At 34.3% G+C, this 14,124-nt stretch carries 9 protein-coding genes and 1 pseudogene; 4 read left to right on the forward strand and 6 right to left on the reverse strand.

What is annotated here, in order from left to right:
• Nucleotides 1–233 precede the first annotated feature (233 nt).
• The 3 genes and pseudogenes from J2Z23_RS11880 to J2Z23_RS11890 all read right to left on the reverse strand — a co-directional run.
• Nucleotides 234–2,021 (reverse strand): CDP-glycerol glycerophosphotransferase family protein, encoded by a 1,788-nt coding sequence (locus tag J2Z23_RS11880; protein WP_238482741.1) that lies wholly within the window; start codon nucleotides 2,019–2,021, stop codon nucleotides 234–236.
• Between the two features lie 297 nt (nucleotides 2,022–2,318).
• Complete coding sequence (locus J2Z23_RS11885; RefSeq protein ID WP_209974052.1) at nucleotides 2,319–4,685, reverse strand: CDP-glycerol glycerophosphotransferase family protein; 2,367 nt, start codon at nucleotides 4,683–4,685, stop codon at nucleotides 2,319–2,321.
• Between the two features lie 135 nt (nucleotides 4,686–4,820).
• Nucleotides 4,821–6,035, reverse strand: a pseudogene (locus tag J2Z23_RS11890) (CDP-glycerol glycerophosphotransferase family protein); the annotation flags it as partial.
• Between the two features lie 499 nt (nucleotides 6,036–6,534).
• Here J2Z23_RS11890 and tagD point away from each other — a divergent pair.
• The 4 genes from tagD (at nucleotide 6,535) to J2Z23_RS11910 (ending at nucleotide 10,235) form a co-directional block, all read left to right on the forward strand.
• The gene (gene tagD / locus J2Z23_RS11895) at nucleotides 6,535–6,933 is read left to right on the forward strand and encodes a glycerol-3-phosphate cytidylyltransferase (protein ID WP_057982516.1); all 399 of its coding nucleotides are present in this window, start codon (nucleotides 6,535–6,537) and stop codon (nucleotides 6,931–6,933) included.
• A complete protein-coding gene (locus J2Z23_RS11900; protein WP_209974054.1) occupies nucleotides 6,926–8,119 on the forward strand; it encodes a CDP-glycerol glycerophosphotransferase family protein in 1,194 nt (397 codons plus the stop codon). Before tagD ends, J2Z23_RS11900 begins: the two co-directional genes overlap by 8 nt.
• Nucleotides 8,120–8,376: 257 nt before the next feature.
• Nucleotides 8,377–9,417, forward strand: a complete 1,041-nt coding sequence (locus J2Z23_RS11905) for an LCP family protein (RefSeq protein ID WP_057982517.1) — start codon at nucleotides 8,377–8,379, stop codon at nucleotides 9,415–9,417.
• A 680-nt stretch (nucleotides 9,418–10,097) separates the two neighbouring features.
• Nucleotides 10,098–10,235: a hypothetical protein gene (locus J2Z23_RS11910; RefSeq protein WP_209974055.1), complete on the forward strand. Its 138-nt coding sequence runs from the start codon at nucleotides 10,098–10,100 to the stop codon at nucleotides 10,233–10,235.
• 349 nt (nucleotides 10,236–10,584) lie between these two features.
• Here J2Z23_RS11910 and J2Z23_RS11915 read toward each other — a convergent pair whose 3' ends face one another.
• The 3 genes from J2Z23_RS11915 to J2Z23_RS11925 form a co-directional block, all read right to left on the reverse strand.
• The gene (locus J2Z23_RS11915; protein WP_128738694.1) at nucleotides 10,585–11,649 is read right to left on the reverse strand and encodes a glycosyltransferase family 4 protein; all 1,065 of its coding nucleotides are present in this window, start codon (nucleotides 11,647–11,649) and stop codon (nucleotides 10,585–10,587) included.
• 447 nt (nucleotides 11,650–12,096) lie between these two features.
• A complete protein-coding gene (locus J2Z23_RS11920; RefSeq protein WP_318249086.1) occupies nucleotides 12,097–12,819 on the reverse strand; it encodes a WecB/TagA/CpsF family glycosyltransferase in 723 nt (240 codons plus the stop codon).
• A gap of 728 nt (nucleotides 12,820–13,547) precedes the next feature.
• Nucleotides 13,548–13,982 (reverse strand): hypothetical protein, encoded by a 435-nt coding sequence (locus J2Z23_RS11925; RefSeq protein WP_209974057.1) that lies wholly within the window; start codon nucleotides 13,980–13,982, stop codon nucleotides 13,548–13,550.
• Between the last annotated feature and the right edge of the window lie 142 nt (nucleotides 13,983–14,124).

Raw genomic sequence — 14,124 nt, forward strand, 5'->3', positions numbered from 1 at the left:
CTATATGATTTGAATAATGTTCAATTTTATTGCAGTTAATTATGACCTTATGCTTGTCATTTTATGACAAGCATATACGTTTATAGGAATGCCTAGGAACTTTTTCATAGCCTACCAATTAGACTTTCTTTAGTCTTATGCGAGAGAAGCAATACCCAAACTTACATAGAATAAATAAAAAAACTCTATATAGTATAAATATCCATACTATTATAGAGTTTTGATTAGTTAAGCTATTGTGTTTCCTGCTCACCAGAGTTTAATATTAATTGATCTACAATACGCTTACTGGCCTTCCCATCAAGATCGTCAAAGAAATATTCTCTAAAAGGGAGCACTTTTTCAATGCCAAAATCATTATTCTTTATATGCTCAACCAATTGCTTTGAAGTTTTTACTAATTTCCCAGGAATAAAAGATTGATATCCATAATAAAATCCACGAGTACTGATATACTCTTCTACATCATGAGCAAAGAATAGCATCGGTTTGTCCAATAATGAAAATTCAAAGCATATAGAAGAATAATCTGTGATTAAAAGATCCGCAATCAATAATAAATCATTTACTTCTCTGTAATCTGAAAAATCATAAAAGAAATCTGCATACTGATAAGGAATATTAATTTTATTTAAAACAATAAAGTGAAGTTTAAATAGAAAAACATAGTCATCTTTTAAATTCTCATAAAGTTCTTGAAAATTCAAAACCTCTATAGGATAATGTGCTTCTTTTCTCCCTTTTCCTCTAAATGTAGGAGCGAACAAAATAACCTTTTTATCCTTTAAAAAGGGATATTGTTCATATAGCTCTGCTCTTTTTTGCCTTTTATATTCCTCATCAAAGAAAATATCTGTACGGGGAATTCCTAAGGGATAAATTGTTTCGGGACTGATATCAAATCCTTCCGAGTAATGTGAAATAATATGTTTTGAACTTACAACAGCTTTAGTATAATTTCGGTGATCTTTAGAGTGAACTTTAGGACCTCCAGGCTGTCCTAAACGGCTATAGCCAAACTTTTTAAAAGCTCCTGCACCATGCCATAGTTGTATTAACTCCGTCTTAGCTTTGATTTTCAAAGGAGAAAACATAGGATAATTTTCTTCTAAAAGAATAAATTTAGAAGTTGCCGCAAAATAAGCAAGTTGAACAATCTCAGTTAAGCTTTTTTTAACGAAACTATTTTCCTTAAACATGAATTTATATTCATAATCTAACTCACGTCTTAGCATTTCTTCATATACAAACATTAAATTACCACCAATTTCATCGCGGCTATCAGACGCAAATAAGATCCTTTTTTCTTTTACTGGAAGTAGGTTGAAAAAGTAGTACAATATTACAAAAACTTTGGATCTCAAAATTCTGTATAGAATGCCTGGCCTTTCAGTTTTATTTTTGATATCACCGTACAGCAAACTTGGGTTTAAACTTTTTACTTTTATTGACTCCAGTAACATACTTTTCGAATCTAAATCATAGGTTACCATTAAGTTATTCTCTATTTGTAATTTCGCGGAAAAAAACTTCAATTGTGCTGTATGAAAATCATTTTTCAAGAATTTTCGAATATCACCAAGCGATATTTTCTCTTCAATTACGACTTGATTGTTTTGTAAGATTTCAATTTTTATATAAGTCTTGTACAAACCTGGTGGCAATGGCTTGTTAGCATGAGCGGTAGAGAAGTTAATACTTCCTTTATATCCTGCCCAAAAGTATAAAGATTCCCCAAAGCTTTCACTCACATTTAATTCATCTATAGGGATATCTTCCAGTATGTAATTAAAAGTTACTTCCTCTTCTTCATTCATTAATTCTTTCTCTAGCAGCAAGCTTTTTCTAACATTCAAGCTTTTAGTCAAAGGGATTCCCTTAATATAACAATATCCTTTAAGGGATAAGATAGATTCGTTCCACTTTAAATCAATTATGCTATTTTCTGTTTCATAGAACTCATGCTGAGTATTTTCTTTATAGTTTCTAAGTGATTCAGATACGCTAGCTTCTAATTGCATAAATATACTCCCTTTTCAATGAAAAAAGTAAATACATAGAGATCTACACAGCTCCCATGTAAACGCTTTATAAACTTACTAACGAAAATATAAGTTGCTAAATTCCTTTTTATATCCTACTGCTATAGCAAATATATACCCTTTTATGAAATTTATCAATATTCCTATATTAATTCAAATAAACCCATCTATACCAAGATGGGTCTGATACAGCATTATACCGTGTACATAGAAATAGTATTGGCTAAAATTACATTTCTAACAAAACAGTTACTTTTTCGTAAAATAGCTACATTTTCAAATTATATTTTCATCTATTAAATATTGCACGATTCTCTTCGTATTTTTTCGGTCATCAAATTTATTTATTTTTAAATACCGTTGTCTGTATTCTTCTTCTAAAACATAATGGCGGCTTATTGCATTTCTCACAAACTTTATCAACTCTTCTGTCGAATAAGCAATCGGTCCTGGTGCATTTTGATCATTTACAGGTGGAATGGCTTTATAGTTTGTAATTAAATAATCCTTTTCTTCCCAATAAAAAATTGGATAAGCCCCTCTAAAAGTAGCATCATAAATCGCCGATGAGTAATCTGTTATAAAAACTTGTGCCTTTTTTAAAGCTTCAGAAGGATTACTCTCAATGATATCCTTATATTCAGGAATATTCTCATAAATAAATTGTGAAAATTTGTTATGAGGAACAATAATTAACCGATCAAGAAGTTGTGCTTTTTCAAATGCGCCCACTACTTTCATAATGGATTTATAATAAGATGTTTTCTTGATTTCATTATTATATATTAATGCTTCCTCCCAATATCGATATGTCGGCATATAAGCAATCTTATTGGCATTTTCATCAAGCTTTGCAAAATCCAAGGTTGCTAATCCCGTTAATAATAAATCTTGATCACTATAACCCATTTTGTAAAATTCGTTCGCCTCTAATTCAGAACTTATCACTGATTTGTGCATATTATATAAATTTTTATCCTTATGAAATCCGAAAGCCATCGGGTTATCTACAGGCTTCGCAAACATAATACCATGTTGCAAAAATATAAGAGGTACAGACATTATCTTGCTGCGAATTTCATCAATATATAGCCGATCATTTAGCAAATGATTGGAGAGCTCACTAGCAATAAAATAATCCGCTCGAAATATGTTTAAATAATGCTTATAACTATATTTGGCAATAATGTTTGTTCCATATATTTTCTTCAATTCAGCATATCGGCTCGAATGACTGTTAATAATAAAATAGTTTTCTGATGTCGATGGTTTTTGCTTCATTACTTCTTCAAACACACGAAATCCTGATTCATCTGCCTTTTCGCTTTTCTTTTCAAAATATAGATTCACATTTTTTGTCTTTGCTGAGAACAGCTTTATTGTAAAGTGCGCAAGCTTGATTTTAAAGCGATTAATCAATTTATATTCCTCGCTAAATGGAACAACAGTTGCTGTTAAATTTCCACCAAGATTCGTTCTTACCACCATTAATTGCTCGCCATGCTTTTGAAATGAAAGTGTAATGGCTTTTTTGTCCCTATTTCTTCTTCTTAAATTATGAATCGGGATCTCTTTGTCCCCTACTAATAAATTATTGTGGATTCGTCCTTCTACGATTAACGATTTTACAGGTATTTTAAATAGACCGAACCTTTGCAAATATTTTATTGACCTAAATGGCCGGAAAAACTTGCCGATTTTTCTATCTGCATTCTGTAAATACAAATATTCATATTGACCATGCGCGCGATAGGCATAGTGAGTAAGACGCCCAAAAACATATAGATTTCGTTTGGTCAAGAACACCCTTAAATTCGATTTATTTCCCGTAACCTTATAAGGATCTCCTTTAACCATATAGATCCCCTTATTACTGTTAAAAATATAATAACGGGTTTTATTGATGCTAATAATAGACAAGATATTTTCTTTATCGCCTCCTTTTACCTGATTTTGATTAAAGAGTTTGTAGCTTTTTCCTCTTGAAAGAGAAGCGAATTTTACTTCTATTGAGGCATTCTCTGTATTTATTTGCATAGTGGTTTTACTTAATAGCTTTATGTACACATCTTTGTGAGGCTTTACGATTTTCAAAAAGATTTTATCTGCAATAAATTCCTTCCGAAACAAATCATATGTAATGACAATGTTGTATTTACTGTAACTTATAATCGATACTACAGTATATCGAAACTCTGTAGTCGTAAAGCCCATATCATATGGAAAATGAAGCTGATTTTGCTGATTGGTTAGAATGTCATCAATTTTAAATAAAACTTCTCCACTATGCTCCACCATACCAATTCGTAAAGCTCCTAATTGCTCTATTTGTGTTGATTCATAAAAATTTTCAATATGGTAGATATAGTAATTTTCATTCTTTACGTCTGCAGAGATTTCTTCTTCTTCAAGAACACAATATATTAAGTCGTTATGCGAATATAAATAAAAAACTACATTTTCTCTCGGAAAATATTTAAGGAACATCTTATCATCTGTTTCCAATGTTGATACCTGTTTTGGTACATTCAAAGTAAGAGACAAGATGTTAATGGCAAACATCTTATTATCTATTTTTGAGTATAATTCTATTGATTCAGGATGGTTCTCAATCACTTCAAATGTGGAATCATAAATTTCCATTTAATATACACTCCATTTTCGTTTCCAACAAAATTCTTTTATTATAATATTACAATTTATATTTTGTCATCCTCGCCATACTATACTTCCGATTAAAGAAAATCTTTATTAATAGCTAGAGAAAGGGATTTCATCTTATTTATTAAATAAAATGGCATTTATCACCCTTTTACTTGCTTGACCATCCTCTAAGGAACAAAATTTTTGATTGAATTCCTTCGTTTTCTCGGAAAGGGTATAACCATTTTTTTCTATAAGCTCAATTTCCTCTAATAATTCATTAGTGCTTTTGACAAGCGGACCTGGAGCTTCCTTCTCAAAGTCAAAGTAAAATCCTCTTAATTTATCCCTATATTCTTCCAAATCATAAACATAAAACAACATAGGACGATTAAGATTGGCATAATCAAAAAATACAGATGAATAGTCTGTAACCAACATATCCGAAAAAATATAAAGCTCTCTTATATCCTCATGGTTAGATAAATCAATTACAAAACCCTCCATCCCCGATAGGTCAAGACTCTCAGAAACTAGATAATGTAATCTAAGAATTAAAATGTATTGATCTCCCAAACGCTCTTTCATTTTTTCTAAATCTAAATGCAGATCAAACTTATATTTTCCTTTTGAAAAGAATTGATTATCTCTCCATGTAGGGGCATATAAAATTACCTTTTTATTTAAGGGGATTCCTATCTTTTTTTTAATCTCTAGAATTGTCTCTTTATTATTATGATTCATTAGAAAATCATTTCTAGGATAGCCTGATTCAATCATATTTTTGTTGAAATCAAAAGCTCTAGTAAATATTTCTGTTGAATATTTGTTAGGTGATATTAAGTAATCCCATTTTGTTGCCTCATAAGTGAAATTTTGTTTATATTTCTCTGTATTTGTTCCGGGCATATGAACTTCTTCTATATCTGTACCTAACCTTTTTAAAGGGGTACCATGCCAAGTTTGGACATATATTGTTTTTCTTGGCTTTGGTATCCATAATGGTAGCCTGCTGTTCACAATCCAATAGCGGGCCTTAGCCATTTTCAATAACCATTGTAACGAAAAACGTTGGATACAACTTATATGATGTAATTCTTTAAATTGATCAATATATCGCTTATCTATACTCCAGTACATTTTATATTCGGGATGATGCTCTAGCAAATACTCGTATATAGCTCTTGGATTGTCACTATATTGTTTCCCATGGAAACTTTCAAAAATAATGAGGTTTTTTTGTGGTGGAAGTTGTCCAATAAGTTTAAAAAGAAGCCTATATAAAAACAGCATACATTGACTATGAGTAATCTTACTTCCAAGTTTTGCCACTCTTGCTCTTCCTCCTCTTTACTTCTCATACAATCAGTGCTTTTTCCCTGTAAAAAGCATGCGTTTATACGGTCGAATCACAATATTGCCTTTTAAACAGGCTATAATAAGAAAAATACCTCTAAGTTTGGCATAGTTAATCCGCAGGGAAGAGGTACCAAATCGTAGAGGTGTTTGATACAATAATAGCGAAAGCTAGCAAAAGTTGACAACGGCCAAACGAAATAGGCAATATGAAGGGATTTTTCGGTTACAAATATTACAGTAGTATTGATTTGGTAAGCAATTCTCTAGATTCTCCATTAATATTGGCCGAATGGGATATAAAAATATGCAATTTTACCTTTGACGAATTTAATTGTTATTTGTATCATTATCTTCATTAATGCAATGACGTAAACATAAAAAATTCCACGGACCTTTCTATAAAATAATTTTTCTAACTACTTAGTTAGGAATTTTACTATGACACCACGGAAAAGATATAATCATGATATACTTCTTACGGAGGTTCCCAATGAAAAAAGTGCTCACATATGGAACATTTGATCTTCTTCATACAGGACATATTAATATTTTGCGCCGCGCGAAAGAGTATGGGGATTATTTGATTGTGGCCATTTCAACGGATGAGTTTAATGCGATTAAAGGTAAGAAGGCTTATTATTCATATGAGCAGCGTAAAGCTATTTTGGAGGCTGTACGCTATGTAGATAAGGTGATTCCAGAGAGTTCGTGGGATCAGAAAATTGATGATGTGAAGAGGTATGGTGTCGATGTCTTTGTCATGGGTGATGATTGGCAAGGTAAGTTTGACTTTTTAAAAGAATATTGTGAAGTGATTTATTTACCAAGGACAGTTGGTATTTCCACAACAAAAATAAAAGAGGATTTGAATCAAACGAATAATGGTTAGAGAACTGGCAATTACGTTATATTTATGGCTTTTTCGAATTGTTTTCTCCATTTCCAAGTTGTATCCATTGAGAAAACAAGCAACATTTGTGGCTTCGTTCGGTGATAATGTTTTATATACAGCGAATGCCTTGAAAAAGGTGCATCCAGATGTACCAATTGTGATTTTAAAAACAAATTCTTGCAAACTAGATTTTGCCGGTTATCCTGATTGGATTATATTAAATTTTGAACTTACATCCCCCATTCACTGGCTACGATCGGTCTTTCATTTAGCGACTTCGTCCCATATTTTTGTGGATAATTATTTTGGTTTTTTAGCAGCGGCGACCTTTAGAAAAGAGACAATTTGTGTCCAGTTATGGCATGCTGCAGGTGCGGTAAAAAAATTCGGATTAAAGGATCCCTCTATTTATTACCGTACCCCTCGAGCCCAAAGCCGCTTTCAAAAAGTATATGATCAACAGACCCATGTCGTGGTTGGTAGTGAGAAAATGAGTGAGATTTTTCAGCAGAGCTTTGGCATACCTGCTGAGCGGATTTTGCGAACTGGCATCCCAAGAACCGACTTTTTCTATGATGAATTAACTCAACAAATCGTTGAATCCGATTTAGCTTATCATTATCCTGTTATCCAAAAAAAACATGTTATTTTATACGCGCCTACTTTTCGCGATGATCAATTACATGTTTCTAAACTAGCGCTTGATCTTGAAAAAATGTATCAAGCATTCCATGAAGATTATGTATTGTTCTTAAGATTACATCCTGCCATCCAAACAGATTGGAAAAATCATTATCCTGATTTTGTTTATGATGTGTCTCATTTTCCTGATGTCAATCATTTATTAATGGTGACAGATATATTAATCTCAGATTATTCTTCGATTCCATTTGAATTTTCCTTATTACAAAGGCCAATGATCTTCTTTGCTTATGATTTAGAAGAATATAGTCGTACCCGTGGCTTTTGGGAAAATTACGATGACCTTGTTCCTGGACCGATTGTGCAAACAACAGATGAACTAATTGAATGCATTCAAAAACAAACCTTCCAATTACAACAAATCGAAGAGTTTGCCCAAGAATGGAATGAGTATTCGCTAGGACAATCGAGTGAACAATTAGTACATGCTTTATTCTCTTCTTCCGAACAAGTTTTACCGCAAAGATCAGCAGAAGAATAAAGTGCTGAATCGATTGGTAATTTCATATTTCTTATAAGGAGTCCAAGTTTTTTGGCTCCTTTTTCTTTTGGTCGCATAGTAAATATTCAAGTTTTTTCCTCTGCCAACTACTTTTTTTACACGGATTTACATGATTTGTCATCAAAATGTATTTTACCTGAGTCTACTTTCATAGTATTATAGTTTGTAGCATATTTATTTTTCCTAAGTGCCATGTAACAAGTAAGAGAAATTTTAAATAAAGGAGTCTAATCCTTATGGGAAGACAATATATAAAAGTGTCAAACAAGAAAAAACGTAATCGACGCATTTTTTGGTTTTTGATTTTTCCGATATTATTAATAGCATCTGGGGCCATAAGTTATGGGGTCCATATATATACAAAAGCAGAAGATATGATGGCGAATTCTTATCAAGATGATCGTGATGGGAAATCTGATTTACGTGAAACAAAAGTCGATCCCAAAATTGATAATGTTTCGATCTTATTTATCGGCATTGATGAAAGTTCAAAACGGAGTCAAGGCGCTAATACACGTTCAGACGCGCTTTTACTAGCAACTTTAAACGAAAAACAAAAGTCAGTTAATCTTTTATCTATTCCGCGTGATACGTATGCGTATATTGATGAGGTTGGCTATTCAACAAAAATTAACCATGCTCATAAATTTGGTGGTCCAAAAGCAACAATTGAGACTGTCGAAAATCTTCTAGATATTCCTGTAGATTATTATGTACGTGTTGATTTTGAAGCATTTATGGAGATTATCGATGCCCTTGGTGGTGTGGATATTGATGTACCTTTCGCTTTTTCTGAACAAGACTCTAAAGACCGTGCTAATGCGATCTCTCTAGAAGCTGGACTCCAAACACTTGATGGTGAACAAGCTTTAGCCTTTGCTAGAACAAGACATATGGATAATGACATTGAACGTGGAAAAAGGCAACAGGAAGTTATAAAGGCCATTACGAACAAGGCTGCATCTGGTGCAACGATTCCGAAACTAGGTCAGATCATCGATGCCATTGGCAATAATATGAAAACAAACATGACCTTTGATGAAATTAAAGCTTTTGCTGATTATGGTATTTCTGGTAATTTATCGATTAATACAATGAATCTTGATGGTTTTGATACTTATATTCCGAATAGTGCTGGTAATAATGTTTATTATTGGCAGCTGGATGACCAATCATTAGCTGAAACCACCGTTGCCTTAAGACAACATCTAGGCTTAGAACCTGCAACGGATGTGACAAATAATAATGTTGCAGAACCTGCACCTAACGTAGAATAACCCTTTCATTCCCCCACTTGCTTATTTTGCAAGTGGGGTTTTTATCATTTTCCGACAAAAGACTCCCTCTTCAATTTTGTCCAGGGCATAACCCAAAAATAAGTGGGAGATGAATGTCGGTTGGGGTAGTCAGAACGCACGTTTGCGTTGTACAATATTCCTGTAAGTTGTTCTTTGAAAACTGAAGATATGAGGTTGTGACAGGAAAAACGTCTGTCGCGTAAAATCTTCAACGTTCTATCGCCTCCACGCATTCCGAAGTTGCGAAAACCAAGCTAAAGTAGGGTGCGTGGCGAGTCAACGTACAGGACATATAAAACTTTCACCGTAAGGACTACGGGTAGAGCCTGGTAAAATAACCGGGGGATGCCTTGGTGTTCGCAGGAAGCTCCCACTTCAAATTTCGTTAGAAATTAAGTGGTGAGTAGTTCAAGCCAGAGAGCTAATGGCATGCCCCTCAATTTCGTCTAAATTCTGTGTAAAATAGAGTAAACCCTTTCTATTCCCCTTTTTTTAGTATAATGTAGGTAGAATTACTACAGCCTCGACTTATCCTCATTACAATCTACAAGGGAAGTGTCACTATGCCTCTAGCACAGTGAGTTAGTGAAAGCCCTCCTGATTATATCCGACACGATCACTTATTCAAGGAATTAATTCATACGCTTTTCGAAGAGTTTTTGAAGGCATTTTTTCCTGAAGTCTATCCATTTGTTGATTTTCGTGATCTAACGCCTCTATCAGAAGAAGTTTTTTACTTGGACGAAGCGGATAGAATCAAGAAAGGGAAAGAGATCGGAGTAAAAAGTGGCAAGTAAGAAGTAGCAGTAGAGATGCTGAAAGAGGGGCTTTCCATCGAATTCATTGTAGAGGTAACAAAGTTGGAGAAAAGGGAAATGGAAGAATTGAAAGCGAAGCCATAACTTTTTATGGATCCCTAGACAAAGCTGTCATGGGATCCTTTTCCGTGTATCAAATGATAAAGGACAATCATGAGGAAGCTCACAATTAAGCAAGGAAAAGTATGAAGCAATGTTCTTCGTATATAAGGCGGTATAAGCGAAGCCATTAAGTTTCATGACTGTGGGAGACATTTGCTCATTACGTTATGAATAGCCCTTCTCCACAGAAAAAGAGCTTCGCAACTAGACGCGAAAGCTCTTGTTTTTATAGTCGATCGTCATAGCGACTATTCTGTGCTCGAGGTCGCATGAATTTTAAGATTGGTTTGTAGTCTTTTCCAGCAAGCCCAATGAGTTCCGCAAATAGCTCAATCAGCAATAACAGCAGTGCAATGATAAGTAGTGAGCCCCAAATAGTGGCCATGGAAAAAATGATGGCCGCTAGACTAAACATAATGGCGATCCCATATATAACTAACACTGTTTGCCGATGGGAGAAGCCAGAGCTTAGCAGGCGATGATGCAAGTGAAGCTTATCTGCCGATGATAATGGCTTCTTTTGCATAAAACGGCGCATCATCGCAAAAAATGTATCAGAAATTGGAACACCGAGAATAATAATCGGGATAACGAATGACAAGAACGTAATATTCTTAAATCCAAGTAGGGATAACACAGCGATCATATAGCCCAAAAATAAGGCTCCTGAATCTCCCATGAAAATTTTAGCCGGATAAAAATTATAGGGTAAGAATCCAAGCGTACTTCCCAATAATACAAGTGCGATCGTCAGTACAAAAAAGTCTCCTTGGATTAGCGACATAATACTCAACGTCACAAGGGCAATGGATGATACTCCAGCTGCAAGCCCATCTAATCCATCAATAAAGTTAATGGCATTCGTAATCCCAACGATCCACAAGATGGTGAGTGGGATCGAAAGATAGCCAAATTCCATTTGGCCACCGAAGGGAAGATTGATGAATTCTAAATCAAATCCTCCTACTAAGGCGACTACGGCAGCAAGCAGTTGCCCAATGAACTTATAGCGGGGAGCAAGATCATAAATATCATCAAGGATTCCCGTTATAATGATAATGCCGCTCCCGATGATAATCGGCCATAAATAGGGACTATCTTCATGAGACAGAATTAAGCCAAGTATAAAACTTATATAAATAGCAAGCCCGCCAAGATATGGCATTGCTTTGCTGTGTACCTTACGATCATTCGGTTTATCGGTTACATTCCATTTGATTGCAAGCTTTTTAATGAATGGCGTTAAAATGATTGAGGCAACAAAGCATATAAAAAAATAAAGCAGATCCAATTTGTAACCCCCTTGCCCTTACTATTGCATAATTTATCATAATTAGACATATCGATTAATGACATTTATCCCATTATTAGGAACCATTTATTATATATGTGTTTTGCTAGTTAAGCGAATGCTTCACTGCCTCACAAATAGTCATTATAAACGGCTGTTCGACGAGATAAAAAGACACTTCAACAACCCTTAAGGAGTCAATAAAAGTTTCATCTCGTAAAAAACAAACTCTACTAGTCCGCAAACGTTGGAGCCGAATATTGTAAAAATCAGCTACTACGCTAGATCATAAAATTATTTAAGGTAAAAATATTCACATACCACTTTTATCAAGCAGTATTATGCCTAAAAATCCCGATTTTTGCCTAATCACATAATAGCCGAATTAAATCTCATTTTCAACTAATCTTATAATCTTTGACGTGTATAAGAAGAAAAAGTTACAGATTAGCGTAACCTTTTTCTTCTATATTGGAACATTTTCTTCACAAATATCGGCAAAACAAGCATTCTCTTCCAGCGTGAAGGCTGTTGAATCAACCGATGTAACCATTCAAGGTTTAACTTTCGCCAAAATGCAGGGGCACGCTTCATAGTCCCTGCTAAAATATCAAAACTACCACCAATCCCCATAAAAATACCCTTTTCAAAGGAATCTAAATTTTTCTGGATCCATTCTTCTTGTTTGGGGAATCCTAAAGCCACGAAAACAAGATCAGCTTTTGCTTCTTTGACCATCTCGTTCACTTTATGCTCTTGGCCTTTAAAAAATCCATGATGATACCCAGCAATAACTAATTTTGGATAATCCCTTTTTATTTTTGGAATCATTTGTTCAAGTGTTTGCTCTTTCGCTCCTAAAAAAAAGACACGTAATCTTTCTTGGTTGGCGATCGATAACAACTCCACCATTAGATCAAAGCCGGCAATTCTTTCCGGCAGTGGCTTACGAACAATTTTCGATCCTAAAATCACGCCAATTCCATCTGCAATAATATGATTGGCAAACTGTAGAGTATGCATATATTGAGGATCCTTATTAGCATACATGACGATTTCAGGATTGGCCGTAACAATAAAGGCCTTTTTATTTCGCTTAATTTTCTCTTGTAAAATACTTAATATTTCCTGCTGAGTAGTATAATCAAATTCCACTCCAAGGATATCCACTTTATTCAATATGGTTAACTCCTGTATCACAATTTATATATCTTAAATAGATGAATAAAAGTCTTACGGACGCCCCTTCCACTTCTATGTAGCACATAGTTAGCAGATTGTTTGAACATCTTCTCATAGTATACCACTTCTAAACCTAGTATGGATATGGTAGAACTTTACTCATCTATCACCCAACCGAAACGTAAGATAGTTTGCCAAATTCGCTCCATGCGTTGCTACCTCCCTATCATTAGAAGTACCCCATTTTCACGATCATTTACTTTATCCATTTTGCGCAGGGCATAGCCCAAAATAAGTGGGAGATGAATGTCGGTTGGCGGTATCCAAAACGCATGTTTGCATGGTACAATATTCCTGTAAGTTGTTCTTTGAAAACTGAAGATATAAGGTTGTGACAGGAAAAACGTCTGTCACGTAAAATCTTCAACGTTCTATCGCCTCCACGCATTCCGAAGTTGCGAAAACCAAGCTAAAGTAGGGTGCGTGGCGAGTCAACGTACAGGATATATAAAGCTTTTACCGTAGGGACTACGGGTAGAGCCTGCTAAAATAACCGAGGGATGCCTTGGTGTTCGCAGGAATCTCCCACTTCAAATTTCGTTAGAAATTAAGTGGTGAGTAGTTCAAGTCTAAATAATTACGGATCGTTTAAGTTTTTAAAAAAACTGTAGCTTCACATATTCATTTTTATAAAACGCTTCCATCCCCTTATAAGATTAATGTTTACTCATAATATGTTTGCGCGAAGCTAATGCATCGAGTGTTAGTACTTTCCGTTCAAATTGTATACTAAAGGAAGAAAAAATCAAGATCTTCATTTCATCTGGCATGTATATGTCCTCTCCCTCTTCTTCTATGTAAAATAGCCACTTTTTTAAATCGATGATCATCCGGATATTCCATGCAACTTCTTCCGATTTGACTGTTAAATCAAGAACGGTTTGAACAAATAATAATGATGATAAAAGTAGAGTAGTGTCTAGAAAAGATCTTCTGGAGTTTGGTAAAGTTGAAGGTTCTTTGAAGTAAATCACAGGGGCTAATTTAATTTCACTATTATTCCTCATGTTTCCATGGCAGATTAACCGGTATCCTCTTCCTGCTAGCTTCCCATACGACAACAATTGACTAATCTCAATATGCATACTCATTTCATTCTCCTCCCAATGTATAAAGACCCATACTTAGTCAAATATACCTATATATTAACTTTCCTATATGGTGTATACGTATGATTCGTAAATTGTTATGGTATTTTTTATTATGTTTTGTTATAAAAACCTCTCAGCCGTT

This window comes from Lederbergia galactosidilytica (assembly GCF_017873565.1).
Classification (GTDB): domain Bacteria; phylum Bacillota; class Bacilli; order Bacillales; family Bacillaceae_C; genus Lederbergia; species Lederbergia galactosidilytica.

Excerpts from the sequence above, each read along its gene's own strand:
- J2Z23_RS11880 (WP_238482741.1), bottom strand. The coding sequence starts at position 2,021 with ATGCAATTAGAAGCTAGCGTATCTGAATCACTTAGAAACTATAAAGAA.
- J2Z23_RS11885 (WP_209974052.1), bottom strand. The coding sequence starts at position 4,685 with ATGGAAATTTATGATTCCACATTTGAAGTGATTGAGAACCATCCTGAA.
- tagD (WP_057982516.1), top strand. The coding sequence starts at position 6,535 with ATGAAAAAAGTGCTCACATATGGAACATTTGATCTTCTTCATACAGGA.
- J2Z23_RS11900 (WP_209974054.1), top strand. The coding sequence starts at position 6,926 with ATGGTTAGAGAACTGGCAATTACGTTATATTTATGGCTTTTTCGAATT.
- J2Z23_RS11905 (WP_057982517.1), top strand. The coding sequence starts at position 8,377 with ATGGGAAGACAATATATAAAAGTGTCAAACAAGAAAAAACGTAATCGA.
- J2Z23_RS11925 (WP_209974057.1), bottom strand. The coding sequence starts at position 13,982 with ATGAGTATGCATATTGAGATTAGTCAATTGTTGTCGTATGGGAAGCTA.